Raw genomic sequence first — 25,058 nt, 5'->3', positions numbered from 1 at the left:
AAGGATCGCCCAGATGCTCGCCGTCGCACGCCACCAGGCCATTTTGGACGCTCTTCAGCGCGAACGGGTTGTCCGGGTCTCGGACCTGGCGCAGCAGCTGGGCGTATCCCTGATGACAGTGCGCCGCGACATCGAAGTGCTGGAGGAGGGCGGCCGCCTTGAGCGCATCCACGGCGGGGCGAAAATTCCGGGCGACACCAGTACCCACGAGCCCGGCTTCGACCTGAAATCCACGCAGCTAACAGCCGAGAAGCGGGCTATCGCGGTGGAAGCAGCCGGCCTGGTGCAGGAAGGCATGGCGGTAGGCCTCAGCGCCGGCACCACCACCTGGGCGCTGGCCAAGGAACTCACCAACGGGCCCCGGATCACTGTGGTCACCAACTCAGTGCGCATCGCGGACTTGTTCCATCACGGCGCTTCCGCCGGTTCCGCCCGCTTCGCCTCCACCGTGATCCTGATCGGCGGCGAGCGCACGCCGTCGGACGCTTTGGTGGGTCCCATCGCTACCGGGGCGCTCAAGCAGCTGCACCTGGACCTACTGTTCCTTGGTGTTCACGGCATGGATGCCGCCGCAGGGTTCACTACTCCGAACCTGCTTGAGGCCGAGACGGACCGGGCATTTGTGGCCGCCGCACGCAAAACCGTGGTGCTGGCCGACCACACCAAATGGGGGTTGCTGGGCATCAGTTCCATCGCCTCACTCGAGGAAGTGGACGAGGTCATCAGCGATCCCGGTCTCGGCACCGAGGCGCAGCGCATCCTGCAGGAGCGGGTGGGCCGGCTGCGGCTCGCGGAGCTCTAGCCCGAAAGGGAGCCTAGGGGCAGCCGCAGGATTGCCTGACGTGCAGGGTGGTGTCGAAAATCCGGTGCCGGGGCTTCTCGCCGCGGCTCGCTCCCACCAGCGCCGCTACAGCGGCTTCCGCCATGAGGGCAACAGGCTGTTCAACAGTGGTCAGCGGAGGCCAGGAGTATTCGGACTCGGCGGAACCGTCAAAGGAGGCCACCGCGATCTCGCCGGGGACGGCCAGCCTGCCTCATGGACCGCCCGGAGCAGGCCAATCGCCTGCATGTCCGAGGTGGCGAAAATGGCCGTAGGCCGGTTCACGGACGCCAGCAGGCGCTGACCGGCAAGGTAGCCGCCGGGCCGGGTGAATGCGCTGTAAACAATCGGGCCTTCGGGCAGGCCCGCCTCCTGCAACGCCTCCCGCCAGCCCACCTCACGGCCGTCGGTGGTGCCGGAGACGTTGGTGCCCATCGCCAGCCCGATGTTCGTGTGCCCGTGGCCAATCAGGTGTTCCACTGCAATGCGGGCACCGGCTGCGAGATCCACGCCGATGCTGTTGAACCCGGGGGCATCCCGTTCCTGGTTCAGCAGGACAGAAGGGATGTCTGCAACGACGCACTGGAGGGCAGACCATCCAGCGCTGGACCGGGCTCGTGGTTCCGCCGGAACTGGTGGGCGGGCACATCGGGCCCACCACCTCGCACACCACGGCCCGCACGCACGATCTGTCCTTCCGGGCCATCACGGCCCTCTTCGGGCACTTCGGCATGGAATGGGACGTACGGCAGGTCGCGGGTGCCGAACGGGAGGAACTCAAGCGGTTCATCGCACTGTTCAAGGAGCACCGGGACCTCATCCACAGCGGTCGGATGGTCCGCGCTGACGTTCCGGACGAGTCGCTGATGCTGCACGGCGTGGTTGCTGCCGGGTCAGCAGAGGCAGGCACGACGGCCGCACTGTTCGCCCTGGTCAGCACACGCACCGCGTTCGCCGAGCAGCCCGGCAAAGTGACCATCCCTGGCCTCGATCCGGACCGGAGCTACCGGGTGGAGGCGATCTCGCCCACCCCGGGCGACACAGATTACGCCCACACCTTTACACAGGTCCAGCCGCTGGCCTGGCTGGCGACCGGGGCAGTGGCTAACGGCCGCTTCCTTGCCGAGGTGGGGGTGCCGATGCCGATCCTCAACCCTGAGCACGCGCTGCTGGTACGCTTCACGGCTCTCTAGGAGACAACGAAACAAACGTAAGGCTGCCCCGGCGTTCCGTGCTCTTTTTGAGCTGCGGGAAGACCGGGGCAGTCTTCGTGTGCCCTGCTTACCTGAACCGTAAGAATGCGCGCCAGCCGTTCCCAGGCACTAGATTTGCACCCATGACCGAATCCTCCTCATCAATCAGCCGCGGAACAATCCTGGTAATCAACGGACCCAACCTGAATCTCCTGGGCACCCGCGAACCGGAAAAGTACGGCACCTCCACCTTGGCTGACGTGGAGGAACTGGCCGCCCGGACTGCAGAGGCGCACGGGTTCGCAGCCGAGTGTGTTCAGTCGAACCATGAGGGCGTCCTGCTGGACACCATCCACGCGGCCCGTGGCTCCGCCGTCGGAATTGTCTTGAACGCCGGCGCCTTTACGCATACGTCTGTTGCCCTGCGTGATGCCCTGGCGGCAGTCCAGCTGCCGGCGGTGGAAGTCCACATCACCAACGTGCACCAGCGCGAGGAATTCCGGCACCACTCATACCTCTCACCGGTCTGCTCAGCTGTGATTGTGGGGGCGGGGGTCTTCGGCTACAAGCTGGCCATCGACTACCTCGCTGAGGTTCTCTAAGCAGCTATTTCTGAATGCACTGTCCCGAGGACACCGGCGCACTCAGTGACGGCGCCTGTGCTGCCACAGGGTTGAGGTCGTCCATGGTGATGGCGAAACCCATCTCTGCATCCGACGTCGCCTTCGCAAATATCACTCCCGCTACCTGGCCTCCGGTGGTCAGCAGCGGACCGCCGGAGTTCCCGGGCTGGACGTTTCCTGCAAGCCGGTAGATCTCTTCCGGCGAGGGGTTGGTGCCGTAGATATCCGGCACCAGCACTGTGGTGATGTCCTGGACGGTGGCCGGCCGGGACTGGAAGGGGCCACCGTGCGGATAGCCCGCGAACGCAGCCGGGCTGCCGTTCGGCAGGTCGGCGCTCAAGGCCAGCGGCTGGGCAGGCAGGTCGTCAACCGCCAGCACCGCCAGGTCATGCCGGGTGTCGAAGTAGACCACCCGCCCGGGCATCGCGCCGCCGTCGGGCATCTCCACGACGGGCTGCGACACGCCCGCCACTACGTGGGCATTCGTCACTACGCGGTCCTCGGAAACAACGAAGCCGGTGCCGGTCTGGTTCTGGCCGCACTGGTAAGCGGTGCCGGCAATCCTCAGGACGGATTCGGCGGCCCTGTTCAGGGCAGGGGTGTCGGTGCTGGCATCCGGCACGGGCACTGCCGGACCCTGGTCCAGTCCCTCAATCAGGGTAGGAATCCCGTTGCCGATGACTGTCGAGCGCAACTGCGCCATCGTAGCTTTTACGGGATCCGGCGTCAGCCCGTCGATGAAACGGATGACCCTCGACTCGGCCAGTTGTTGGGAAACTAAGGGGACACCAAGGGAGCTGACGCTGAAGGCCAGCATGGACATAACCAGCGCGGAAACCACCACGTTGACTGCGCCGCCCACCAGCCGGTCAACGGCCCGGAGGGGCCGAATCCGCACTGCGCCGCGGATAGTCCGGCCAATCATGGTGCCAAGGCCATGCCCCAGAACCACCAGCGCGACGGCGGCGGCAATGATTGCGGTCAGCCTCCACCCGGAGTCCTCGACAAAGCCGCTGACGAGCGGGACCGCGAAGAATGCTGCCACGGCTCCTGCAGCGAATCCGGCTATACCGCCCACCGTCACAAGGAAGCCGTTGCGCAGGCCGTAGATCAGATAGGACAGCAGCGCCAGGATCAGGACCAGGTCCAGGACAGTCAAGCCGACCACTAAGGCTCCTTATAAGCAGTTGTAACCTCATTCTAGTGGCGTAGGCTGACAATCCTCTGTGGGTCGGCATCGCCCCCGGCGCCCGCCGTTTGGGCGTTTTGGCTGCCAAGTTCGTCACAGAACCTTGAAAATTCTGAAACAATGGCACAAGCGCCACAGCCGACACTTTTATTCAGGAGATTTTATGGACATCGAGGTACTGCGCCGAGCACCACTTTTCGCCACGCTCGACGACGACGCATTCCGTCTGCTGACGGACGAGCTTACCGAGGTGGACCTTTCCCGCGGTGCTTCGGTTTTCCGTGAGGGTGACCAGGGCGACCAGCTCTACTTCATCGTCTCCGGCAAGGTGAAGCTTGGGCGCACCTCGCCCGATGGCCGGGAATCCCTGCTGGCCATCCTCGGCCCGGGTGAACTCTTCGGCGAAATGGCCCTGTTTGATCCGAGCCCGCGCACTGCCACCGCCACTGCCGTGTCCGAGACCCGTCTGGCTGGGCTGAAGAACGAAAGCCTGAACAACCTGCTGCGCACCCGCCCCGAGGTGTCCGCCCAGCTCCTGCAGGCTTTGGCCCGCAGGCTGCGCCGCACCAACGATTCCTTGTCTGACCTGGTGTTCTCCGACGTTCCCGGCCGCGTCGCCAAGGCCCTCCTGGACCTGGCAGACCGCTTCGGCCGGCCCGCCACGGACGGCGTCCTGGTGGCCCACGAGCTCACGCAGGAAGAGCTGGCCCAGCTTGTCGGTGCCTCCCGTGAGACCGTGAACAAGGCCCTCGCCGAATTCGTCCAGCGCGGTTGGCTGCGCCTGGAAGCCCGCGCCGTCGTCATCCTGGACATGCAGCGCCTCCGCCAGCGCTCCCGCTAGTCCTCGCAGCACAAAGGCCGCCCCAAGGGGCGGCCTTTTGCATGCCGTGATAGAGCGTCCTGGCTGGGTGGCGGGCTCAACCGCAGGAGCGGGCGGTAAAATTAGGCGTAGAGGTGCATGGCGATGTCTGTGGCTATGGCTGTTGTGTTGATCCTGTTGGGCCTGGTGTCAGTTGCCGCGATTGTGGGCACGGTGGTCCTGGTGATCAAGGACGGCCGCGGGCAGATTCCGCTGGAGCCGCCCGTCAGGCCGTGGACCGCTGGCAACCTGCCCAGCCGTCCATACTCGACGCTCCGCCGCATTTAGCGTTCGCGCTGGGGATCCCCTGCGGTGGTCTTTGCGGCTTCGACTTCGAGCAGCAGCTTTCCGTCTTCTTCCACAAGCTGCGGCTGGTACACGTGGGCCTTGCGTTTGTAGCTGAGATAGGCGATGCAGCCGTTGGCAGCCGCCATCTTTTCCAGCATGATTTCGGAGCCGGGCACCAGGAGCCCGCCGAGGGTGCGGCCCACGGTGTTTTCCTGGCCCACCTCGTCGCCGAGATCAGGGGTGTCACGTCCGGCGATGACATTGGCCGCATTCACCCACCGGCCCCACACCCCTTTGCCTTCCAGCAGGGTGGGCTGCTGGTTCAGGGGCACGGTGGCGGCGAAGTAGCGGGTGTCGAACCTGCGGTGCGCGAAGTCCGGGCTGCGCCAGTTCACGAGGGACTTCAGCAGGTCGGTCCGGACGGACAGCCCACGCTTGGCGAGAACCTCCGGAAAAGTTTTTTCCTGCTCGGCCACGGCAAGGCGGGCCCGCATGTACTCCGGCGTGGACGTGGCCTCGACTGTGCTTGCCATATCGGCGCCGGCAAGCAGTACGCCGGTTTCCTCGAAGAGTTCTCGGATGGCGCCCAGCACGTGGCGCCGCGCCAGCCCGACGTCGTCCGTCCCCATCTGCTCAGCCCAATGCTGTGGTGAGGGGCCCAGCCAGCCGACGGGGTCGTCGTCGGCAGCGTCCAGGGAACCGCCGGGGAACGCGAGGACCCCCAGCGGCGAGGAGCCGGGCCGGTAACCCAGCCACGTTTCCAGGCCGGTGGGGGAATCACGCAGCAGGACAACGGATGAAGCGAGGCGCGCGGCCCGCGGGGTCCGTTCGCCGTGTTCGAGCCAGCTCTGCGCTGCCCCTTCAAGGTCCTGAGGGAGTGCAAACAGGCGTCGGGCGAGCTGAGGCAAAGGAAGCGACCGGTCCTAGCTGAATTCTGCGATCAGTTCGACCTCTACGGGAGAGTCGAGCGGCAGCACGGAAACGCCGACGGCGGAACGCGCGTGCTGGCCTGCATCACCCAGGACGCGGCCCAGCAGCTCCGACGCACCGTTGATGACGCCCGGCTGTCCGGTGAAAGAGGGGTCGGAAGAGACGAATCCCACAACTTTGACGATGCGGGTGATGCGGTCCAGATCCCCGATGACGCTCTTAACCGCCGCCAGGGCGTTGACGGCACAGATTGCGGCGAACCGCTGTGCGTCCTCAGGCGAAACGGTGGGTTCGTCCGCAAAGCCTCCGGTTCCGGCGGAAACCTTGCCCGTGGCTTCAAGCTTGCCGCTGACGAAGGGCAACTGGCCCGAGGTGTACACGTGGTTGCCGGAGATCACTGCCGGAACGTAAGCGGCTACCGGTGCGGTAACCTCAGGAAGTGTGATTCCCAACTCGGCGAGCCGCTGTTCAACAGCCGAGATCGGTGCAGCCGAAGTGCCGGAGTGGGCTTCTGCAGAAGCACTCATGCTACTGCTTCTCCCTCTTCAGGTAGGCAACCAGACCGTTTCCGTCCGGTCCGGGGACTACCTGGACGAGCTCCCAGCCGTCATCTCCCCACTGGTCCAGGATCTGCTTTGTGGCGTGAATAATGAGCGGAATCGTGGCGTACTCCCATTTGGTCATGAGAGAAAGACTAGTCCTTGCCGGTAAAGTGGAAAACATGGCTCCTCGTAAGAACCCATTATTCGACACTGCCACCACCCTCGGAAAGATCCTAGTCTTCCTTGGCGTGAGTGCTATTTGCGGTGTCCTGGTAGCAGGCCTGCTGGTCCCCGCGGCGGCCGTTTCAGGCAGTGCGGCCAGTGGTTCGATCGAGTTCTTCGACACCCTTCCGGCGGAGTTGAAGGTAGATCCGCCCAACCAGACCACCCGGATCCTGGCCGCGGACGGCAGCGAGATCGCCAGCGTCTACAAGGAGAACCGCACCAAGGTTGCCCTGAACCAGATTTCGCCTTTCGTGAAGGAAGCTGTCATCGCCGTCGAGGACAGCCGTTTTTATGAGCACGGCGGTGTGGACACCACGGGTATCCTGCGTGCAGTGGTCAGCACCGCACGCGGAAACAGGCAGGGTGCCTCCACCATCACCCAGCAGTACGTGAACAATGTCCTCAACTCCAATCTCGCCGCCGAGGGCAGGGACGAGGACATCAAGCTCAATGGCGTGAACAAGGGCGTGGGCGACAAGCTGCGCGAAATGAAGCTGGCCATCGCCCTGGAAAAAGAGTTCAGCAAGGAGCAAATCCTTGAGGGCTACCTGAACATCGTCTTCTTCAACCGCGACGCGTACGGCATCGAAGCCGCCTCCCGCTTCTTCTTCAGCACCACAGCCAAGAACCTGAGCCTTCCACAGTCTGCGCTGCTGGCCGGCCTGGTCAACAGCCCGTCGGCGTTCGACCCCATCAGCAATCCGGAGAACGCCAAGCAGCGCCGCGACCTGGTGCTGAGCCTGATGCTGAGCCAGGGCAAAATCACCCAGGCTGAGCACGACGCCGCCGTCGCCACTCCCGTGAAAACCAAGGTGACGCAGCCTAAGCAGGGCTGCGCCTACGCTTCCTCTGCCCCGTACTTCTGCGACTATGTTCTCCACCTTCTGGAGAACAACCCGGCCTACGGCGCCGAACTTGCAGAGCGGCAACGCCTCATCTACGGCGGCGGCCTGACCATCAAAACCACACTGGACCGGAACGCGCAGGCCGTGGCTCAGGAGCAGGTCAACGCTTCGGCCGGCGCGAACCCGGACAAGTGGGGCGCAGCCATGGTTTCCGTGCAGCCCAACAGCGGCAAGATCGTCTCGATGGCCCAGAACACGAGGTTCCTGCCGGCCAAGGGTTCCTTCGACTCGCAGGTGAACTTCAACGTGGACAAGCTGGACAAGGACGGCAACGACCTTAACGGCCTGGGTGGCGCACAGCCCGGGTCCACCATGAAGCCGTTTACATTCGCCCAGTGGCTCAACGAGGGCAAGTCCATGAACACTGTGGTCGACGCAGCCCAGCGCGTCTACCCGTTGGGCTTCCCCTGGCGGAACTCCTGCGGCCAGGTGACCGGCGGCTACAGCACTGAACAGAAAAACCAGAATTTGGGCACGGCGGACGACCTGCAGAACGCTGAGCCCCAGTGGTACCGGCCCCTGTCCGTGCTTGAAGGCCTGTACAACTCGATCAACACCGTCACGTTCGCTTCTGCAGCCCAGCTGGACTTCTGCGGCATCCAGAAGATCGTGGACGCAACCGGACTCCACGGCGGGCTTCCGGCTGACGGCGAACCGAACCCTAAGGTCAACATGTCCACGCTGGCCAACCTGCTGGGCTCCACCCAGACGGCCCCGCTCACCATGGCCAGTGCCTTCGCGACGTTCGCCAATGACGGAAAGTACTGCGAGCCCATCGCCATCTCGTCCGTCACGGACCAGACAGGTGCCCAGCTGCCGGCACAGTCCACCAGCTGCCGGGACGCCGTGACGCCGGAGGTCGCCCGCGGCGTGAACTACGCCCTGCAGGAAGTCCTCAACCAGGGATCGGGTTCGTTGATCCAGCCCCGGATTTCCACCCGGACCAGCTTCCCGATCGGTGCAAAGACCGGTACGTCCAACAACAACGGATCCACCTGGGTTGTTGGCCACACCACCGGGCTGGCCACAGCCGCCTGGTTCGGTGACCCGCTGGGCGCCCAGGACCGTTCCGGCCAGAACATCACCGTGAACGGAAAGTTTTACCAGGGCATCGACGGCTACATGATCGCCGGGCCCATGTTCTCCAACTTCATGTCGCGGGTCGCTCCCTCGTTCGGTACCGAGCCCTTCCCCGCGCCGCCAAGCGAGATGTTGTACGGCGGCGGCGGATTCGACCGCGGCACCGATCCCGCCGCACCCGAAGAGCCCCAGGAGCCGGGGACGGCTCCCTCCGCCCCGGCAGCCCCTGAGCCCGCCCCCGGGTCGAGCAGCAACAGGAACGGCAACGGAAACGGGAACAATGAGGATTAGCCCGATGATCCCAATCGGTGCAGCGGCCAGCCGCGCCCGAACCATCGGGCGCGGCTTTGCCGTCACCGCAGGAGCCGGGGCTGCGGCCGGAATCGCCGCCTTTGGCTATGGCCTGTGGGAAAAAAACCAGTTTGAACTCCGCGAAGAGACGCTGGACATCCTTCCTCCCGGGCAGGCGCCCTTTCGCATCCTCCACCTGAGCGACATCCACTTTGTCCCCGGGCAGAAGAAGAAGGCTGTTTGGCTGGAGTCACTTGCCGGTCTTGAGCCCGACCTGGTGGTCAACACAGGCGACAACCTTAGCCACGCCAAAGCGGTGGACCCGCTCCTGCAGGCCCTCCGCCCCCTCCTGGAGTTCCCCGGCGTCTTCGTCCCCGGCTCCAATGACTACTTCGCCCCCAGCCTGAAAAACCCGGCTTCATACCTGCGGGGACCATCCAAGGCAAAACCGAAACCCACGGTGCTGGACTGGCCGCGGCTGCGTTCCGGCTTCGGCATGAGCGGCTGGGTAGACCTGACCAACCGTCACCAGTCCGTGGTACTGAAGGGCATCCGTTTCGACTTCTCCGGCGTGGACGATCCGCACCTGAACCGGGAACGCTACGCGGGCTGGCCCCGGGGCACCATCAACCAAAACGCCACTCCGCACCTTAAAGTCGCCGTCATCCACGCCCCTTACCAGCGCGTGCTTGACCACTTCACGGAGGACGGTGCGGACCTCCTGCTCGCCGGCCATACGCACGGCGGCCAGTTATGCCTCCCCGGTTACGGCGCCCTGGTGTCCAACTGCGACCTCCCCGCCTGGCGTGCCAAGGGGCTCAACGACTGGCAAAGCAACGGAAGCACGACGCCGGTCAACGTCTCCGGCGGCATCGGCACTTCCCGCTTCGCCCCGGTCCGCATCGCGTGCAAGCCGGAAGCTGTCCTGCTTACCCTCACCTCACCCAACTAACCACCTGTACAGGTGCGGGGGCATTACACTTCGCAATAACTCGCCAAGCTCTGACTGCAGCACAGATGCCTGTCAATCGGCTCACGCCATGGCATAGGGTAGTTGCTACGGGAAACTACATTCGTTTTAGAGCTTGAGAAGCGGGCATGGCCAAGCAGACTTCATTTTTTCGATCCATCAGCCGTCTCTACCCCCATGTCAGGCCGATCATCCCCCGGCTTCTCATGGGGCTCCTGTGCGCACTTCTGGCCAGTGTTGTTGCCCTGGCCATCCCCCAGGTTCTCCGGGTCCTGATCAACGAATCGCTTCAGCCGGGCGGCACCGCAGAGGCCGTCTGGATCCCGGCCGGCGTCATCCTGGTACTGGGTGTGGCGGAGGCCGGGCTGGTGGCCCTTCGCCGGCAGTTCGTCATCAATCCCGCCACCTCCGTTGAGACCCAGATGCGCGTTTCGCTGTATGACCACCTGCAGGACCTGACGGTCTCGTTCCACGACCGTTGGGGTTCCGGCCAACTTCTCTCCCGCGCCATGACGGACCTGAACTTCCTGCGCCGCTGGATGGCCTTCGGCGCCATCATGTTGGTGGTGACCACCCTGACGGTCATCATAGGCATCGGGATCATGTTCGCCATGAGCTGGCAACTGGCCCTCATCTTCCTGGCCGCTGCCGTGCCCATCATGGCCTACAGCTTTAGGTTCCGGACCCGCTTCAGCCGGGTGGCCCGCCGCAGCCAGGACCAGGCCGGCGACCTTGCCACCACCGTTGAGGAGTCGGTCCACGGCATCCGCGTGCTCAAAGCCTTTGGCCGCAGCCGGGAAGCCCTCGAAAACTTCGAGGAACAAGCCGAAGAACTGCGCCAGACGGAGATCGATAAGGCGCGCCAGCAGGCGGCCTTCACGATGGTGGTCACCTTGTTGCCGGAACTCGCCCTTGGCGCGGGACTCGTGGTGGGTGTGATGCTGTGCGCGAGCGGCCAGTTGAGCATCGGTGCGCTGGTGGCCTTCTTTGCCACTGCCGCCGTCATCGCCTCCCCCGTTGAGTTCTCCGGCATGCTGCTGGCCATGGCACTCACCGCCAAGACCGCCGTCGACCGTCACTTCGAGGTGATGGACACGGCCAACAGCATCGCCAGTCCCCCTGAACCCCGGATGCCCAGCCGGCTCGCCGGTGCGCTCCGCTTCAACAACGCCACGTTCGCCTTCGAGGACGCTCCGGACAAGCCGATCCTGAAGGAGATCAACCTCGACCTCCTGCCCGGCGAAACGATGGCCCTGGTGGGCATCACCGGAAGCGGCAAGAGCGCCATGATCCAGCTCGTGCCCCGCCTCTACGACGTCACCGCCGGCTCCATCACCATCGACGGCGTGGACCTGCGGGACTTCGACGTGGAAGAACTCCGCCGCATCGTGGGAGTGGCGTTCGAGGACACTACCCTGTTCTCCAATTCCGTCCGTGACAACGTCCTCCTCGGCGCCCCGGTACGCAATGATGCGGTCCTTGAGGAGGCGTTGGACGTGGCCCAGGCGCACTTCGCCTACTCCCTGCCCGAAGGCGTGGACACCCTCATCGGCGAGGAGGGCCTAAGCCTGTCCGGCGGTCAGCGGCAGCGCATCGCCCTCGCCCGCGCCATCGCCGCACGCCCGCTCGTGTTGGTGCTCGACGATCCGCTGTCCGCCCTGGACGTCCACACCGAGGAACTCGTGGAGACGCGGCTCCGGGCGGTGCTGAAGGACACCACCACTCTGATCGTTGCCCACCGGCCGTCCACAGTGGCGTTGGCGGACCGGGTGGCTCTGCTGGAGGACGGCCGCATCACCGCCGTCGGGACCCACACAGAACTGCTGGCGGGAAACCACCACTACCGCTACGTCATCGCCAGCCTTGACCAGGAACCACGGGACCTGGACTCCGAGCTGTCGGAGCTCGAAGACGCCGGCATCCAAGCGGAGGAAGTGACCCGATGAGCACGGCAACCTTTGGCACCGCCAACGAAGACAACGCCCACCTGAGCAGGAGTGAGAGCAGAGCCGTACGACGGCGGTCGCTGGCACTGCTGCGCTCCCTCATCCGGCCCGTGCGGCTGCGGTTCTGGCTGACGATAGCCACAGTGGTCCTCTCCCAGGCGGCGCGGGTGGCCGGCCCGGCGCTCATCGCCTTTGGCATCGACCACGCCCTGCCCGCCCTGCAGTCCGGGGACAACCTGCCCCTGGTGCTCACCGGCGTCGCCTATCTGCTCGCGGCAATTGCGACGGCGGGACTCACCGCCCTGTACGTCACGTCCACGGCGAAGTTGAGCCAGGCGATGCTGCTGGACCTGCGCCTTAAGGTTTTCCGGCACACTCAGCGGCTAAGCCTTGAGTTCCACGAGAAGTACACTTCCGGCCGGATCATTGCACGGCAGACTTCGGACTTGGAGGCTCTCCGCGAACTCCTGGATTCCGGAGTCAGCTCGCTGGCGTCCGGAATGCTGTTCATGATCTTCACCGCGATTACCGTGTTCGCCCTGGACTGGCGCAGCGGCCTGCTGGTGCTGGCCGCAGGAGTGCCGATGTACTTCCTGGCCCGCTGGTACCAAAAGCATTCCCAGATCGCCTTCCGCGAATCCCGGGTGGTGTCTGCCCGGCTGATTGTGCACTTTGTGGAGACCATGACCGGCATCCGGGCAGTGAAGGCCTTCCGCAAGGAACGGGAGAATGCCGAACGGTACGGAAAACTCGCGGAGGACTACCGGTTGGTCACCGTCCGCTCCATCAACCTCAACGGCATCTTCCAGCCGGGACTGGTGCTGATCGGCAACGTCTGTGTGGCCGTGGTCCTGCTCTTCGGTGGTTTCCGCGTCCTCACCGGCGATCTTGCGGTGGGAGTGCTGCTGGCGCTCATCCTCTCCACAAAAAGGTTCTTCCAGCCGGTGGACCAGATGGCGATGTTCTACAACTCCTTCCAGAGTGCGCAGGCGGCGCTGGAAAAGGTGTCAGGGCTGTTGGAAGAAGTACCGACGGTTCGGCCACCCAAAAATCCTGTCGCATTGAAGAACGCCAACGGGGCGATCGACTTCGAGGACGTGGAATTCCGCTACGGCGACGGGCCGGTGATCGTCCCCACGCTGAACCTGCACATCCCGGCGGGCCAGACCGTTGCACTGGTAGGCCAGACGGGTGCGGGAAAGTCCACCCTGGCCAAGTTGATCGCCCGCTTCTACGATGTCTCCTCAGGCTCCCTCACTCTTGATGGCGTGGACCTCCGGAACCTGAGCACAACGGACCTGCGGCGGAACATCGTGATGGTGACGCAGGAGGCTTTCCTGTTCAGCGGTTCCGTCGCTGACAACATCGCCCTGGGCCGGCCCGAGGCTTCCCGGGCCGAAATCGAGGAAGCAGCCAAGGCCGTAGGAGCACATGAATTCATCCTTGAACTCCCGGAGGGCTATGACACAGATGTCAATAAGCGCGGCGGCCGGGTGTCCTCCGGCCAGCGCCAGCTGATCAGTTTTGCGAGGGCCTTCCTTGCCCGCCCGGCCGTGCTGATCCTGGACGAGGCAACGTCCTCGCTTGATATTCCTTCAGAGAGGCTGGTGCAGGCCGGCCTGGCCCGGCTCCTGGCGGGCACCGACGCTGCCAGGAGGACTGCGCTGATCATCGCCCACAGGCTGTCCACGGTGGAGACGGCAGACCGCGTGCTGGTAGTCCACAACGGCCGCATTGTTGAGGATGGATCGCCCGCAGAACTGATCGGGGGCGGCGGACGCTTCGCGGACCTGCACGGCGCCTGGAAGGACTCCCTGGTCTGACCGGCCGCGACTGCTGCGGATTTCGCATCGAGGGCCCGCATCGGCTATTCTTGTAAAGTTGCTTTTGCAGCGGATCGGGATGTAGCGCAGCTTGGTAGCGCGCTTCGTTCGGGACGAAGAGGTCGCAGGTTCAAATCCTGTCATCCCGACCAAACAAAAAGAGGGTCTCCATACGGAGGCCCTCTTTTTGGCGTTCCAGGCCACCGGACCTGCGTCTTCCCGGGAAAGGGAAAGCCCCGAAGCAGATGCCCCGGGGCTTCCCTCGCCTCCTTGTTGAGGAAGCTACTACATCGGGTTAGGCCAGTTGCCGCTGTACGGGGTGTACGGAGTTTCCGTGCCCTTGGCCTTTTTCCCTTTCTCTGTCATAGGGTTCGGCCAGTTGCCGCTACCTGCAGAGATGCCGGCGTTGTCCGCAGGGGAACCGGCCGCCAGTACGGCCGGGGCCGCAGCGGAAAACGCCAAGGCACCCGCAAGAACCGCGGCCGCTGCAATCTTCTTCAACATATTAGTTCCTCTATACGAGTCGGATTCGTCACAAAGCCAGCACTGTCCTTGTTGACACTCATTGTAAAATGTTTTGCACAGGGACTGTCAAGCACCAGTTCCAGGCCGTCCGAATGAAAGGAGATCCCATGGGCAACGGATTCGGGGAGAAGCTCCGGGCGGAGCGGCTCGAACGTGGGATGACGCAGGCCGAACTGGGCAAGGACCTGTATTCGCCCAGCTACATTTCACTGCTCGAAACCGGCCGACGGGAACCCACGGCTGAAGTGATTGAGGAACTGGCCAGGAGACTTGAACTGGCGCCCAAAGCACTGGAAGCCTGGAGCCAGCCAATCTCACTCAGCGACGCGGAATACGTACTGGCAGGTCTGTACGCCCGGCAAGCGTGGGATCTGCGCGATTACCCCCTGGCTGCCAGCCATGCTGCAACTGCCGCCAAAATTGCTCTCGAGGGTAAGAACACCAGCGCGTGGTGGAATATGACTTACATGCAAGCTGAATGCCTGTTGCGCCACGGTGATTTGGCGGAATGCCAGCAGATTACGGAACGCCTGCTGGAACATCCGATGGCGAGGGAGTCCGTGGGACTGGGTGTGCGCGCCCGTCAAATGCTTGCGGCTGTTTTGCAGCGGCAGGGTCAGCTTTCTGCCGCCGTGGACCAAGCAATGGAAGCGATGAAGCTGGCGGAGCAGCTGCCGCCAAGTTCCACCATCATTACGGGCGCTTTGCGGGTCCTCATCGGGGCCTTGGCAGAGAGTGGCCGACTGGACGAGGCATGGACCCACTGCCGAGTCCTCATCACGCAGGTGGACGAAAAGACAATGCCCCAGCTTGCCGGTGAAGTGGCATGGGTGGTGGGAAATGTTGCCTTCATGCGGCATGACTACGCAGAGGGAGTCAAGGAACACGAACGGGCGGCCAGGCTGCTTTCCCCGGCCAATGACATTGAGATGTGGGCACGGTTCAACAAAGCGTCTGCGGCCGTGCGGCTACAGGCCGGCATTGTGGAGCCCGAGACGCTCGCCTCGATCGAGCGAGCCGAGCTCGCGTTTTCGATAGTTTACGAAATGAAAAGCGACGAGCTGGAAGTCGCATTCATCCGCGCCCGCTGGCTTTACCTGACCGGTGACATTGTTGCCGCAATTCAGAAGCTCCGCGAGGTCCACGCACAGCGGGACGCTCTCGCCAAGCACACCGCCGGGGAGGTTTCATTGCTGCTCGGCAAATCGCTCAAGGCCGCGGGCGAAGCCGACGAAGCCCTGATTTTCCTTCAGGAAGCACAGAAGGCCTTCAGCTCCGCCGGAGCCCAGGATCTCATCCAACAGGCATTGGACGCGATGCTGGAGATCCGGCTCGCCCAACAACGGACAGATGCCGCGGCTAAAGACGCGAAGGCAAGCTGACCGAAGTCAGCCGACGTATGCGAGGGGCGGGCCGAGTCCGAACTTGCAAAGCGGTTTACGCGAACGTTTTTCCGGTCAGTTTCTCGTAGGCGTCGACATAACGGCTGCGTGTCCGGTCGACAACTTCTGCAGGCAGCGCGGGCGGAGGGGTATCGGAAGCCCTGTCCCAGCCGGATTCAGCCGATGTCAGCCAGTCCCGGACGTACTGCTTGTCATACGAGGGCTGCGCCTGTCCCGGCTGGTAGGTGGCGGCGTCCCAGAACCGTGAGGAATCCGGTGTCAGGACCTCATCGCCCAAGGTGATGGAGCCAGAGTCGGCGTCGTAGCCGAACTCCACCTTGGTGTCGGCAAGGATGATTCCGCGTTCGCGGGCGATTTCCTCGGCCTTGGTGTAGATCTCCAGGGTGAGCAAGCTCAGCTTGCCGGCGATATCGTCGCCCACCATCGCCACCACGGCGTCATAGGTGATGTTCTCGTCATGCTCGCCCACTGCAGCCTTCGCCGACGGCGTGAAGATGGCCTGCTCCAGCCGCGAACCGTCCACCAGGCCCTCCGGCAGCGGGATGCTGCACACAGTTCCTGAGGCCTTGTACTCCAGCAGGCCTGAGCCCGTGAGGTAGCCGCGGGCGATGCACTCCACCGGGAACATTTCCAGCTTCTTGCAAATCATGGCACGGCCCTCGACAGCCGCCGGCACACCGTCCTCCACAGTGGAAGCCAGCACGTGGTGCTCCACGTTCAGCTGGTCGAACCACCACAGGCTCAGCTGCGTGAGGATGCGCCCCTTGTCCGGAATCTCGCTGGTAAGGACGTGGTCGAAGGCACTGATGCGGTCACTGGCCACCACCAGCACGCAGTCCCGGCCCAGCCGCCGCCGGATGGAATCGTCGGCCGGTTCATAAAGGTCACGGACTTTACCGGAGTAGACGTGTGTCCAGCCCGGCAGGTCCAGCGCGGTGGCAGCAAAACCGCGTGCTGCGGAGTTCTCGGTCATGTTAAACCTTCCCCTTCGTTACGGGCAGTGATCCGGTAGCCGCTGACGATACCCGGATCTCGCCCCGGGCGGCCTTGCGGCCGATGTCCGTGCGGAACTGTGAGCCTTCAAGCTGAACCAGCTCCACGCCGTCGTACGCTCTTTCCCGCGCCTCCACCAGGTCGCTGCCCAGCGCGACCACCGCAAGCACGCGCCCGCCGGCGGAAACCACCTTGCCGTCTTCGTCAAGGGAGGTGCCTGCGTGAATCACGTGCACGCCTTCCAGCTCCTCCACCTTCTTCAGCCCGCGGATCCGGTCACCGGTGCGCGGGCTGTCAGGATAGTTTTCGGACGCGACGACGACGGCGACGGCAGTGTCCTTCGCCCAGCGCAGCTCTTCTGCCTTGTCCAGTTCGCCCTTGGCGGCTGTGAGCAGCAGGGCACCGAGCGGCGTCTTGAGCCGGGCCAGCACGGCCTGGGTTTCCGGGTCGCCGAAACGGACGTTGAATTCAATGACGCGGGTGCCCCGCGAGGTCAGCGCGAGCCCCACAAACAGCACGCCCACGAACGGGGTGCCACGGCTGGCCATCTCGTTGACCGTGGGCTGTGCAACGCGCTCGATGACCTCCTGGACCAGGCCTTCGGGGGCCCATTCCAAGGGGGTGTAGGCGCCCATTCCGCCGGTGTTGGGTCCTTCGTCGTTGTCGAAGATCCGCTTGAAGTCCTGGGCCGGTGACAGCGCCACGGTGTTGTGCCCGTCGCAGAGGACAAAGAGGGAGACCTCGGGACCGTCCAGGAACTCCTCGATCACCACGGAGCCGCCTGCGTCGAAGCAGGACTGAGCATGTGCAAGGGCTTCGTCGCGGTTCTTGGTGACCACCACACCCTTGCCGGCAGCGAGCCCGTCGTCCTTGACCACGTAGGGTGCGCCGAAGGTGTCAAGTGCTGAAGCGGCTTCGCCGGCGTTGGTGGCGACCATCGCCATGGCCGTGGGTACACCGGCCTCGGCCATGATTTCCTTGGCGAATGCCTTGGAGGCCTCGAGCTGCGCGGCGGCCTTGCTGGGGCCGAATACCGGAATCCCGGCATCGCGGACGGCGTCGGAAACACCTGCGGCCAGCGGCGCCTCGGGGCCAACTACCACGAGGTCCACAGCGAGCTTGGTGGCCAAGGCGGCGACGGCGTCGGGATCATTGCCGTTGATCTTGTGGGTGGGGACCAGCTTGCTGATGCCGGCATTGCCGGGAGCTGCATGGACCTCGGACACGTTGGGGTCGGCGAGCAGGGAGCGGACAATGGCGTGTTCGCGGCCTCCGGGGCCGATGACGAGTACCTTCACAGTCTCCAAGGGTACTTTGTACACCCTGCCCGGTCCTAAGCTGTGTCAGCCCCGGAAAACAATCCCCTGCCCGCTCCGCTCCGAACCTATGTCATGAAAAAGCTTTGGAATTGGCTCAAGGGTCCCACCGCCATGGCCGCACTGGCAGGCGTGGTGGCTGCCGCCGTCGTCCTTGCCGTGGCTGAGCTGGTTGGAGCGTTTTTCACGGCCCGCGCCACACCCGTGATCGCATTGGGATCCACGTTCATCGACTTCACGCCGTCCTGGCTGAAGGACTTCGCGATCGCGACGTTCGGCACCAATGACAAAGCCGCACTCTTCGTGGGCATGGGCCTGACCATTGCCGGCCTGGCCTGCGTGCTGGGCGTGGTGGCGTACCGGCGCTGGGGGCTGGGGGTTCTGGGCGTCCTGTTCATGGGGGCGGTGATCGTGGCCAGCGTGGTGACCCGGGCAGGCGTAGGGCCGGCGGACGCCATACCGTCGCTGCTGGGCACGCTCGCGGGCCTGGCCGCCCTGCGGTTCCTGATTGCCCCTCTGTGGAAGGCCAAGGGTTTGCCCGATGCGCCCGCCGGCGCCGCCGCGGACACTCCGGGTGCCAGCCGCCGTCGCTTCTTCGCCGCCACCGGAATCACCGCAGCCGCTGCCGGCATCGCCGCCACGGGTGGCCGCCTCCTGAGTGCCGCCCGCAGCAACATCGCCAAGGCGCGGGATGCCGTGCAGCTTCCCGTGCCGGTAAAGGCCGCTGCTGCCGTTCCAGCCGGCGTGCAGTCGCCGGTGCCGGGCGTCGCGCCGTGGGTGACGCCCAACGGTGAGTTCTACCGCATTGACACGGCCCTCAGCGTCCCGGAAATCAACGCGGATGAGTGGGAGCTGCGGGTGCATGGGCTGGTGGAGGAGGAGGTCCGGCTCACGTTCCAGGACCTGCTCGACGCCGACCTGATCGAATCGCACGTCACGCTCACCTGTGTCTCCAATCCAGTGGGCGGCAATCTTGCCGGCAACGCCAAATGGCTGGGCCTGCCCATTCGCGAGGTGTTGGAGCGGGCAAAGCCGACGGACGGGGCGGACATGGTGCTCTCAACCTCCGTCGACGGCTTCAGTGCGTCCACCCCGCTGGAGGTCCTGCAGGATGACCGGGACGCGATCCTGGCCATCGGCATGAACGACGAGCCGCTCCCCCTCGAGCACGGCTACCCGGTGCGGATGGTGGTTCCGGGACTGTACGGATTTGTTTCCGCGACCAAGTGGGTGGTGGACCTCGAAGTGACCCGGTTTGCCGACAGCAAGGCCTACTGGACCGAGCGTGGATGGTCCGAGCGCGGACCCATCAAGACGATGGCGCGCGTGGACGTCCCCAAGTCCTTTGCAAAAGTCCCCGCCGGGACGGTTGCCGTGGGCGGAACCGCCTGGGCACAGACCCGCGGCATCACCAAGGTGGAGATCCAGATCGACGACGCCGACTGGGTGGAGGCGGAGCTGTCCACCGAGGCGTCCCTGGTTACGTGGCGCCAGTGGTCCTATCAATGGGACGCCACGCCCGGGCCGCACTACATAAAAGTGCGTGCCACCGACGGGTCCGGCGAGGTGCAGACTGAGCAGCGGGCCGATCCCGTTCCCGACGGCGCCTCCGGCTGGCAGTCGGTCATGGTCACCGTGGAGTAGCCGGGCATCCGGGATGCTGGCCCCTAGACTGGCACCATGCCGCATAATCCGCACGCCACCTTCACCGTGGACTCCGCCGTCGAATTGGCCGTGATCGAGCGCAGTGGCTTTGTGGAGTCCCGGCACATCGGTTCGGCCGTGCTGCTGGCAGCGGACGGGACTGTGGTCACAGAGCTTGGCGACATCAACACACCCATTTTCGCCAGGTCAGCCCTTAAGCCGTTCCAGGCACTGGCTTCGATGCAGTCCGGGGTTCCGCTCCGGGGCGCACAGGTGGCCCTGGCCTGTGCAAGCCACGTGGGCTCGCTGGACCATATGGACGTGGTGTCAGGCATGCTCAAGGCGGCCGGTGTCGGCGAGGACCAGCTGCAGTGCCCGGAGGCCTGGCCGCAGGATGAAACGGCCCGCAACTGGCTGGTGCGTTCCGAGCACGGCAAGTCCAGGCTCGCGTTCAACTGTTCCGGCAAGCACGCTGCCTTCCTGTGGGCGTGCACGGAAAACGGCTGGGATACCCACAGCTATTTGGAGCCCAACCACCCGCTGCAGCAACGGGTCCGCACGGTCATCGAGGAGTACACGGGCGAAAAGATCGCGCATCTGGGAATCGACGGCTGCGGTGCGCCCGTGGCCGCGGTTTCGCTCAAAGGCTTGGCGCGGGGCTTCTCCCAGCTGGCCAAGGCGCCCGGTGACCAGAGTTTCAGCGCCCGCGCCGCCACCATCGCAACGTCTATGCTCGACTATCCGTGGGCGGTACAGGGCCGCGGTGAAGCCAACACCCTGGTGATGGACGAGCTGGAGGTCATCGCCAAGGTTGGCGCCGAAGGCGTCCTCGCCATGGCAACGCAGCAGGGCGTTTCCGTGGCCGTCAAAATACTGGACGGGAATGTCCGGGCCACCTCGCTGGTCGCCCTGACCCTTCTCGCTGCGGCCGGCGCCGTGGAGATCCCGGGGGTTGCGAGCGTCCTGGAGAAAGTGGTGGAGCCGGTGCTGGGCGGCGGCCGCCCCGTGGGGCAGATCCGGCTGGGCCCGGCAGTGTCGGCGCTCTTGGACTAAGGGCTGGCCTTCCCAGGGGGTGGCGCGACGCCGGAGTCAGACGTGCTGGTCCACAATCACCGGATTGCCGTCCGGGTCCACCACAATGAAGCTCCCCGGCCCGGTGGTTCCTTCGTCTGCTTCCGCGAGGAACTGGATGCCCTGGCCCTGAAGAGTCCGCTGGAGTTCCCGCACATCCGTAAACGCGTCAAGCGGCTGCGCGTCCTGGCCCCAGCCCGGATTGAAGGTCAGGGCATTCCGCTCCAGCACTCCTTGGAAGAGCCCGACGACGGCCTGGCCGTTTCTCAGGATCAGCCAGTTCTGGGAGATGTCTCCCGCAAACCGTTCGAACCCCAGTTTTTCGTAGAACTCTGTTGATGCCTCGATGTCCTTGACGTTGAGGCTGACCGAGAAAGCGCCGAGCTGCACGGGTAGCTCCATTCTGTTCTGACGATGTTGGTACCGATGGTACCCGGGGCCCACTCCGATTCCGTCTCAACCACGGTCCGGGGTACCCTGATTGCCTTTGCCACTGCATCCCCACCTGAAGGAAGCCGGAAACATGCCTGTAGCCCGCCGTCGTATCGACGTTGAAGAAGGCGCCGCGGCGGTGGCGGCGTGGCGGAAAGCTGCCGGGCCATCGTCGGACGTTCCTGTTCCGCGGGCCCTTCTGGCAACCGCAGTGAGGTACACGCTGGAGGAAGTAACGGCGCGGGCTCCGGGCAATTCGGTGGAGGTGCGCGTGCCGCCCTTCGGCGTCACGCAGTGCGTGGAGGGGCCGCGCCATACGCGTGGTACCCCGCCCAACGTGATTGAGTGCGACGCCGCCACCTGGCTTGCGATGGTGACCGGCCAGTTGAGCTGGGCGGAGGCGGTCGCTGCCGGCAGGGTGGCCGCTTCGGGCCTGCGCGCGGATCTCTCGGCGTTACTGCCGCTGTAACTGCTGCTCAGCCGCGGCCGATGAACGGCATGCCCGCGGCGGTGATCACCACTGACCCAACGCTTGCCGAGGCCGGCATGTTCGCCATCATCAGCACCGCGCGGGCTGCGTCCTCCACGGGAAACGTAGGTTCAACCCGGCGGCTGCCGTCGGCCTGGAGCGCGCCCGCCCCGACGCCGATGGTGTCCATGATCTCCGTGGCCGTGTTGCCGATGTCGATCTGCCCGCAGGTGATCCCGAAGCCCCGCCCGTCCAGCTCGATGCTTTTGGTCAGCCCGGTCAGGGCGTGCTTCGTGACGGCGTAGGCCACCGTCCGGGGCCGGGGAGAGTGCGCGGAAATGGAACCGTTGTTGATGATCCGCCCACCCTGTGGATCCTGCGCCTTCATGGCCCGGACGGCGGCCGCAGCACACAGCATGGAGCCGGTGAGGTTCACTGCGACGGTGGCGTCCCAATCGGCCAGCGAGATCTCGTCCACGCTTGCCGCCGGCCCGAACACCCCGGCGTTGTTGAACAGCAGGTCCACCCGGCCCCAACGCTGGCGGGCGGCCTCGAAAAGACGCTCGACGTCGTCGGGCCGGGTGACGTCACAGGTGACCGGAAGCGCGTGCGGATGCCCGCCCGCCGTCTCCACAAGCTGTGCCGCCCGCCGCCCGGCGAGGGCAACGGCGAAGCCATCGGCCAGGAGGAGCCGGGCCACTGCCCGGCCGATGCCGGAACCCGCTCCGGTGACCACGGCCACCCGTGCCGGGCGCTGGGAATGGTTCAAACTCTTCTCCTGTGTGCCGATACCTTCGCCGCGCCTGAAGGGCTGCCTGCTAAAGCGAAGCCGGCACGGCGGTGTTCAGCGGCCAGCCTATGACGGTTTTGGGCCGCGGCGCAGCGTAAGTCCGGACCTTGGATGTGGACAGGCGCATGCGGACCAGGGATTCGGCGATGGCGACGGCAGACGCAACACCGTCCACCACGGGCACTCCTGCACGCTGCCGGATCTGCTCGTCGAGGCCAGCCATGCCGCCGCAACCCAGCACAATCACCTCGGCCTTGTCCTGGCTTACCGCTAGCATCGCCTGATTGATGATGGCCTCCACCGCGCGCCCGGGCTCTTCCTCAAGTTCCAGTACGGCCATGCCGCTGGCGCGGACCGAGGCGCACCGGGCGTCAAGGCCGGCAAGCTTGAGCCGGTCCTCGATGAGCGGGACGGTCCGGTCCAGGGTGGTGACTACCGAATACTTGTGGCCCAGGAACATGGCCGTGCTGGCCGCCGCCTCGGTGATGTCCACAACGGGAACGTCCAGCAGCTCCTGCAGCCCTTCTCGGCCGTGCTCGCCGTAGCCTGCCTGGACGACGGCGTCGAACGGTTCGGGGTACCGGGTAACGGCGTCCATGACGGCGATGGCCGCCAGGTAGCTTTCGAAGTTCCCTTCGCAGGAATTGGCGCCGAACCGAGGCGTTATGCCGACGATGTCCGTGCCCGGAGCGGCGATGCTGCGCGCCTGGGCGGCGATGGAGCGGGTCATGGACTCGGTGGTGTTGACGTTCGCTACGAGTATGCGCATTTTGGGACTCCTTAGTGGGTGCTGGCCATGGCGATAGATTCGCCGTCGCGATCTTCAAGTCGTTGGGAGCGGTCGGCGATGAAGAAGTACACCACTGCCGCGATCCCGGCCGCGAAGAACCAGGCGAACGGCGCTGCCGCAGCCAGGGCCGGTACGAAGGCTATGAGGAGTGCTACGGCGGCGGCTGGAACCAGTGCGATGATCGCCCTGGGGTTCACTCCATTTTTGTAGTGGTAGGCACCTGCCGGAGAAGTTGTGTAGAGCTCGGGGACATTGACCTTCCCGCGGCGGATCAGCCAGTAGTCAGCCATCACGACACCGAACAGCGGGCCGAGCAGGGCGCCGAGGCCGCCCAGGAAGTAGACAATGACCAATGGATTGTTATAGAGGTTCCAAGGCAGGATGACCAGTCCGATGACCGCGCTGACGATGGCTGCCTTGCGGAAGTTCAGGTGTTTCGGGAACAGGTTGGTTAGCGCATAGACGGGGGCCACGAAATTGGCCATCAGGTTGACAGCTATGGTCAGGATCAGCAGGGCAAGGCAGGCCAGGATCAGGAAGACCGTGTTGGGAATAGTCTGGACGATGTCCGAGGGGCTTTCGATGATGGTGCCGTTGATCTTGAACTGGCCGCCGGCCATAACCACGACGATGGCGCCGAAGACAAGCATGTTTATGGGGATGCCCCAGAAGTTGCCCCGGACTATGGCCTTCTTGGAGACGGCGGAGCGGGTGAAGTCGCAGAAGTTCAGGACAAAAGTGCCGTAGATGGAGACCCAGAGGGCACCGCCGGCGAAGATGGTGAGCCACATTTCGGGTCCTTCGAGAGCGTTGTCCGAGGACCAGGCGATGGCGCCTCCCGCTTCGACGAAGATCCATACGGCGATCGCTGCCATGGTAGCCAGGATCACCGGGCCGGCGAACGCCTCGTACTTGCGGATCATCTCCATGCCGAAGCTGACGATCACCAGCTGGACCACCCAGAGAATGACGAAGGCGATCCAGCCCAGCGTGGACAAACCGAGGATGGAGTCCTTGTCCAGTTCGCCGAGGGACGGGAACATCGCCACGAGCATCACGCGGAACACCACGGAGGCAAGGTAGGTCTGGATGCCAAACCAGGCAACGGCGACGGCACCGCGCAGGAGGCTGGCGATCTGGGCTCCCCTGATCCCGAAACTGATCCTGCTCATCACCGGGAAGGGGACGCCCGTCTTGACGCCCATAAAGCCGGAGAGGTTCAGGAGGCCGAAGAGCAAAGCCGCGCCAATGCCCAGGGCCAGCAGGATTTGCCAGCCGCCGAGGCCCAGTGCGAACAGGCCGATGGCGAAGGCGTAGTTGCCGAGGCTGTGTACGTCGTTGGCCCAGAGGGTAAAAATGCTGTAGCCGGACCAGCTGCGGCCGGCGCGCTTGGTGGGGGCAAGGTCTGCGTTGTAAAGGGTGGGGCTGATGGCCTGGCCTGATGCTGCGCTTGCTGATTCGCAGAGAGCTTCGACGCCGACGGCGGCGTGGGTGGAAGAATCTGACGGCGCTGTCAGGTCAGGAGCCATGTCAACGCCCGCCGGTGGAGGAGTTTGCATAGGGATCTCCAGTTCTAGGGGTTTCGCGTGGTGAGCCCGCGGTCGAGGACCGGTTCCTGTTATTCCACATTGCGAAAACAAGATATTGAATGGTGAAAACAGGTTATGACGTGGATCACCTTGGGTCAAGGTGCCGTACTAGCGTGGACGGTCACAATCGGTTGGCAGGCCTCCTATTTTCATGCCTCTGTACCCGCGGGCATGCTCGTTTGACCGGAGCAATAACCGCTGGCTAATCTCATAAAGCAATAATGTTTTCTCGCAATGCGAAAACATGAAGCCAGTATTCAACGATGAAAAGAGGCGGACGTGGCTGCAGGAGAAGATACCTCCCATATCCTCAGCGGGTTGACTAACCAGCTGCCTGATCGTGATCCGGAAG

Annotated in this window: 23 protein-coding genes, 1 tRNA gene and 2 pseudogenes; 14 read left to right on the top strand and 12 right to left on the bottom strand. The window is 64.5% G+C overall.

The window, feature by feature from the left end; translation table 11 throughout:
- Window positions 1-13: 13 nt before the first annotated feature.
- Window positions 14-802 (top strand): DeoR/GlpR family DNA-binding transcription regulator, encoded by a 789-nt coding sequence (locus CXQ88_RS18785; protein ID WP_104045646.1) that lies wholly within the window; start codon window positions 14-16, stop codon window positions 800-802.
- Window positions 803-815: 13 nt separating this feature from the next.
- On the opposite strand, the pseudogene CXQ88_RS18780 reads toward CXQ88_RS18785, so the two are convergent.
- Window positions 816-1,393: pseudogene (locus CXQ88_RS18780) on the bottom strand (LacI family DNA-binding transcriptional regulator); the annotation flags it as partial.
- Between CXQ88_RS18780 and CXQ88_RS18775 the strand changes: the two are divergent.
- Together CXQ88_RS18775 and aroQ are read left to right on the top strand one after the other, a co-directional pair.
- Window positions 1,388-2,013, top strand: a pseudogene (locus CXQ88_RS18775) (alpha-galactosidase); the annotation flags it as partial. The pseudogenes CXQ88_RS18780 and CXQ88_RS18775 overlap by 6 nt on opposite strands.
- Before the next feature lie 143 nt (window positions 2,014-2,156).
- Entirely contained in the window at window positions 2,157-2,615 is a 459-nt protein-coding gene (aroQ, locus tag CXQ88_RS18770; protein WP_104045644.1) for a type II 3-dehydroquinate dehydratase, read from the top strand.
- A gap of 4 nt (window positions 2,616-2,619) precedes the next feature.
- Here aroQ and CXQ88_RS18765 read toward each other — a convergent pair whose 3' ends face one another.
- A complete protein-coding gene (locus CXQ88_RS18765; RefSeq protein ID WP_104045643.1) occupies window positions 2,620-3,804 on the bottom strand; it encodes a MarP family serine protease in 1,185 nt (394 codons plus the stop codon).
- 184 nt (window positions 3,805-3,988) lie between these two features.
- Between CXQ88_RS18765 and CXQ88_RS18760 the strand changes: the two genes are divergently transcribed.
- Both CXQ88_RS18760 and CXQ88_RS18755 read left to right on the top strand, forming a co-directional pair.
- Complete coding sequence (locus CXQ88_RS18760) at window positions 3,989-4,666, top strand: Crp/Fnr family transcriptional regulator (protein ID WP_009359192.1); 678 nt, start codon at window positions 3,989-3,991, stop codon at window positions 4,664-4,666.
- 117 nt (window positions 4,667-4,783) lie between these two features.
- Entirely contained in the window at window positions 4,784-4,972 is a 189-nt protein-coding gene (locus tag CXQ88_RS18755; RefSeq protein WP_104045642.1) for a hypothetical protein, read from the top strand.
- Here CXQ88_RS18755 and CXQ88_RS18750 read toward each other — a convergent pair.
- Genes CXQ88_RS18750 through CXQ88_RS18740 form a run of 3 tightly spaced genes read right to left on the bottom strand, consistent with a single transcriptional unit; the run spans window position 4,969 to window position 6,586 of the window.
- The gene (locus CXQ88_RS18750) at window positions 4,969-5,880 is read right to left on the bottom strand and encodes an NUDIX hydrolase (protein WP_104045641.1); all 912 of its coding nucleotides are present in this window, start codon (window positions 5,878-5,880) and stop codon (window positions 4,969-4,971) included. The genes CXQ88_RS18755 and CXQ88_RS18750 overlap by 4 nt on opposite strands.
- 15 nt (window positions 5,881-5,895) lie before the next feature.
- A complete protein-coding gene (locus CXQ88_RS18745) occupies window positions 5,896-6,429 on the bottom strand; it encodes a RidA family protein (RefSeq protein ID WP_104045640.1) in 534 nt (177 codons plus the stop codon).
- A gap of 1 nt (window position 6,430) precedes the next feature.
- Window positions 6,431-6,586 carry a DUF4177 domain-containing protein gene (locus tag CXQ88_RS18740; RefSeq protein ID WP_003797879.1) on the bottom strand — a complete coding sequence of 52 codons (156 nt, stop codon included), beginning with the start codon at window positions 6,584-6,586 and terminating at the stop codon, window positions 6,431-6,433.
- A gap of 37 nt (window positions 6,587-6,623) precedes the next feature.
- On the opposite strand from CXQ88_RS18740, the gene CXQ88_RS18735 reads away from it, so the two are divergent.
- From CXQ88_RS18735 to CXQ88_RS18715, 5 genes are all read left to right on the top strand, one after another.
- On the top strand, window positions 6,624-8,945 hold the full coding sequence (locus tag CXQ88_RS18735) for a transglycosylase domain-containing protein (RefSeq protein ID WP_104045682.1): 2,322 nt from the start codon (window positions 6,624-6,626) through the stop codon (window positions 8,943-8,945).
- Window positions 8,946-8,949: 4 nt separating this feature from the next.
- Window positions 8,950-9,897 (top strand): metallophosphoesterase, encoded by a 948-nt coding sequence (locus CXQ88_RS18730; protein ID WP_104045639.1) that lies wholly within the window; start codon window positions 8,950-8,952, stop codon window positions 9,895-9,897.
- A 146-nt stretch (window positions 9,898-10,043) separates the two neighbouring features.
- The gene (locus CXQ88_RS18725; RefSeq protein WP_104045638.1) at window positions 10,044-11,861 is read left to right on the top strand and encodes an ABC transporter ATP-binding protein; all 1,818 of its coding nucleotides are present in this window, start codon (window positions 10,044-10,046) and stop codon (window positions 11,859-11,861) included.
- A complete protein-coding gene (locus tag CXQ88_RS18720; protein ID WP_104045637.1) occupies window positions 11,858-13,684 on the top strand; it encodes an ABC transporter ATP-binding protein in 1,827 nt (608 codons plus the stop codon). The genes CXQ88_RS18725 and CXQ88_RS18720 overlap by 4 nt, the downstream gene beginning before the upstream one ends.
- A gap of 75 nt (window positions 13,685-13,759) precedes the next feature.
- Window positions 13,760-13,836 (top strand) — tRNA-Pro (locus CXQ88_RS18715).
- A gap of 133 nt (window positions 13,837-13,969) precedes the next feature.
- On the opposite strand, the gene CXQ88_RS18710 is transcribed toward CXQ88_RS18715, so the two are convergent.
- Window positions 13,970-14,188 carry a hypothetical protein gene (locus tag CXQ88_RS18710; protein ID WP_104045636.1) on the bottom strand — a complete coding sequence of 73 codons (219 nt, stop codon included), beginning with the start codon at window positions 14,186-14,188 and terminating at the stop codon, window positions 13,970-13,972.
- 128 nt (window positions 14,189-14,316) lie between these two features.
- Between CXQ88_RS18710 and CXQ88_RS18705 the strand changes: the two genes are divergently transcribed.
- Window positions 14,317-15,591 carry a helix-turn-helix domain-containing protein gene (locus CXQ88_RS18705; RefSeq protein WP_104045635.1) on the top strand — a complete coding sequence of 425 codons (1,275 nt, stop codon included), beginning with the start codon at window positions 14,317-14,319 and terminating at the stop codon, window positions 15,589-15,591.
- 55 nt (window positions 15,592-15,646) lie between these two features.
- On the opposite strand, the gene CXQ88_RS18700 is transcribed toward CXQ88_RS18705, so the two are convergent.
- Together CXQ88_RS18700 and purD are read right to left on the bottom strand one after the other, a co-directional pair.
- Window positions 15,647-16,585: a phosphoribosylaminoimidazolesuccinocarboxamide synthase gene (locus tag CXQ88_RS18700; RefSeq protein ID WP_104045634.1), complete on the bottom strand. Its 939-nt coding sequence runs from the start codon at window positions 16,583-16,585 to the stop codon at window positions 15,647-15,649.
- A gap of 1 nt (window position 16,586) precedes the next feature.
- A complete protein-coding gene (purD, locus tag CXQ88_RS18695; RefSeq protein WP_104045681.1) occupies window positions 16,587-17,903 on the bottom strand; it encodes a phosphoribosylamine--glycine ligase in 1,317 nt (438 codons plus the stop codon).
- A gap of 93 nt (window positions 17,904-17,996) precedes the next feature.
- Here purD and CXQ88_RS18690 point away from each other — a divergent pair, with 93 nt between their 5' ends.
- Both CXQ88_RS18690 and CXQ88_RS18685 read left to right on the top strand, forming a co-directional pair.
- Window positions 17,997-19,565 (top strand): molybdopterin-dependent oxidoreductase, encoded by a 1,569-nt coding sequence (locus CXQ88_RS18690; RefSeq protein ID WP_104045680.1) that lies wholly within the window; start codon window positions 17,997-17,999, stop codon window positions 19,563-19,565.
- A gap of 36 nt (window positions 19,566-19,601) precedes the next feature.
- Window positions 19,602-20,618 carry an asparaginase gene (locus tag CXQ88_RS18685; protein WP_104045633.1) on the top strand — a complete coding sequence of 339 codons (1,017 nt, stop codon included), beginning with the start codon at window positions 19,602-19,604 and terminating at the stop codon, window positions 20,616-20,618.
- 36 nt (window positions 20,619-20,654) lie between these two features.
- Here CXQ88_RS18685 and CXQ88_RS18680 read toward each other — a convergent pair whose 3' ends face one another.
- Window positions 20,655-21,026 (bottom strand): VOC family protein, encoded by a 372-nt coding sequence (locus CXQ88_RS18680; RefSeq protein WP_104045632.1) that lies wholly within the window; start codon window positions 21,024-21,026, stop codon window positions 20,655-20,657.
- A 133-nt stretch (window positions 21,027-21,159) separates the two neighbouring features.
- Between CXQ88_RS18680 and CXQ88_RS18675 the strand changes: the two genes are divergently transcribed.
- Window positions 21,160-21,537: a sterol carrier family protein gene (locus CXQ88_RS18675; RefSeq protein WP_104045631.1), complete on the top strand. Its 378-nt coding sequence runs from the start codon at window positions 21,160-21,162 to the stop codon at window positions 21,535-21,537.
- Window positions 21,538-21,544: 7 nt separating this feature from the next.
- Here CXQ88_RS18675 and CXQ88_RS18670 read toward each other — a convergent pair whose 3' ends face one another.
- The 3 genes from CXQ88_RS18670 to CXQ88_RS18660 are packed head-to-tail and all read right to left on the bottom strand — an operon-like array spanning window position 21,545 to window position 24,676.
- Window positions 21,545-22,306: an SDR family oxidoreductase gene (locus CXQ88_RS18670; RefSeq protein ID WP_104045630.1), complete on the bottom strand. Its 762-nt coding sequence runs from the start codon at window positions 22,304-22,306 to the stop codon at window positions 21,545-21,547.
- 49 nt (window positions 22,307-22,355) lie between these two features.
- Window positions 22,356-23,096 carry an aspartate/glutamate racemase family protein gene (locus CXQ88_RS18665; RefSeq protein WP_104045629.1) on the bottom strand — a complete coding sequence of 247 codons (741 nt, stop codon included), beginning with the start codon at window positions 23,094-23,096 and terminating at the stop codon, window positions 22,356-22,358.
- Between the two features lie 11 nt (window positions 23,097-23,107).
- Window positions 23,108-24,676, bottom strand: coding sequence for an NCS1 family nucleobase:cation symporter-1 (locus tag CXQ88_RS18660; protein ID WP_104045628.1), 1,569 nt, complete (start codon window positions 24,674-24,676; stop codon window positions 23,108-23,110).
- Window positions 24,677-25,058: the final 382 nt, after the last annotated feature.

It is taken from the genome of Arthrobacter sp. ZGTC412, from assembly GCF_002929215.1.
GTDB lineage: Bacteria > Actinomycetota > Actinomycetes > Actinomycetales > Micrococcaceae > Arthrobacter.
The sequence above is the reverse complement of the archived record's forward strand: the minus strand, read 5'-3'. Positions and strand labels throughout refer to the sequence as shown.

Bases quoted from the DNA above. Each gene is read 5' to 3' on its own strand.
- CXQ88_RS18785 (WP_104045646.1), top strand. From the start codon at position 14: ATGCTCGCCGTCGCACGCCACCAGGCCATTTTGGACGCTCTTCAGCGC.
- aroQ (WP_104045644.1), top strand. From the start codon at position 2,157: ATGACCGAATCCTCCTCATCAATCAGCCGCGGAACAATCCTGGTAATC.
- CXQ88_RS18760 (WP_009359192.1), top strand. From the start codon at position 3,989: ATGGACATCGAGGTACTGCGCCGAGCACCACTTTTCGCCACGCTCGAC.
- CXQ88_RS18755 (WP_104045642.1), top strand. From the start codon at position 4,784: ATGGCGATGTCTGTGGCTATGGCTGTTGTGTTGATCCTGTTGGGCCTG.
- CXQ88_RS18745 (WP_104045640.1), bottom strand. From the start codon at position 6,429: ATGAGTGCTTCTGCAGAAGCCCACTCCGGCACTTCGGCTGCACCGATC.
- CXQ88_RS18740 (WP_003797879.1), bottom strand. From the start codon at position 6,586: ATGACCAAATGGGAGTACGCCACGATTCCGCTCATTATTCACGCCACA.
- CXQ88_RS18735 (WP_104045682.1), top strand. From the start codon at position 6,624: ATGGCTCCTCGTAAGAACCCATTATTCGACACTGCCACCACCCTCGGA.
- CXQ88_RS18730 (WP_104045639.1), top strand. From the start codon at position 8,950: ATGATCCCAATCGGTGCAGCGGCCAGCCGCGCCCGAACCATCGGGCGC.
- CXQ88_RS18725 (WP_104045638.1), top strand. From the start codon at position 10,044: ATGGCCAAGCAGACTTCATTTTTTCGATCCATCAGCCGTCTCTACCCC.
- CXQ88_RS18720 (WP_104045637.1), top strand. From the start codon at position 11,858: ATGAGCACGGCAACCTTTGGCACCGCCAACGAAGACAACGCCCACCTG.
- CXQ88_RS18710 (WP_104045636.1), bottom strand. From the start codon at position 14,188: ATGTTGAAGAAGATTGCAGCGGCCGCGGTTCTTGCGGGTGCCTTGGCG.
- CXQ88_RS18705 (WP_104045635.1), top strand. From the start codon at position 14,317: ATGGGCAACGGATTCGGGGAGAAGCTCCGGGCGGAGCGGCTCGAACGT.
- CXQ88_RS18700 (WP_104045634.1), bottom strand. From the start codon at position 16,585: ATGACCGAGAACTCCGCAGCACGCGGTTTTGCTGCCACCGCGCTGGAC.
- CXQ88_RS18690 (WP_104045680.1), top strand. From the start codon at position 17,997: ATGAAAAAGCTTTGGAATTGGCTCAAGGGTCCCACCGCCATGGCCGCA.
- CXQ88_RS18685 (WP_104045633.1), top strand. From the start codon at position 19,602: ATGCCGCATAATCCGCACGCCACCTTCACCGTGGACTCCGCCGTCGAA.
- CXQ88_RS18675 (WP_104045631.1), top strand. From the start codon at position 21,160: ATGCCTGTAGCCCGCCGTCGTATCGACGTTGAAGAAGGCGCCGCGGCG.
- CXQ88_RS18665 (WP_104045629.1), bottom strand. From the start codon at position 23,096: ATGCGCATACTCGTAGCGAACGTCAACACCACCGAGTCCATGACCCGC.
- CXQ88_RS18660 (WP_104045628.1), bottom strand. From the start codon at position 24,676: ATGCAAACTCCTCCACCGGCGGGCGTTGACATGGCTCCTGACCTGACA.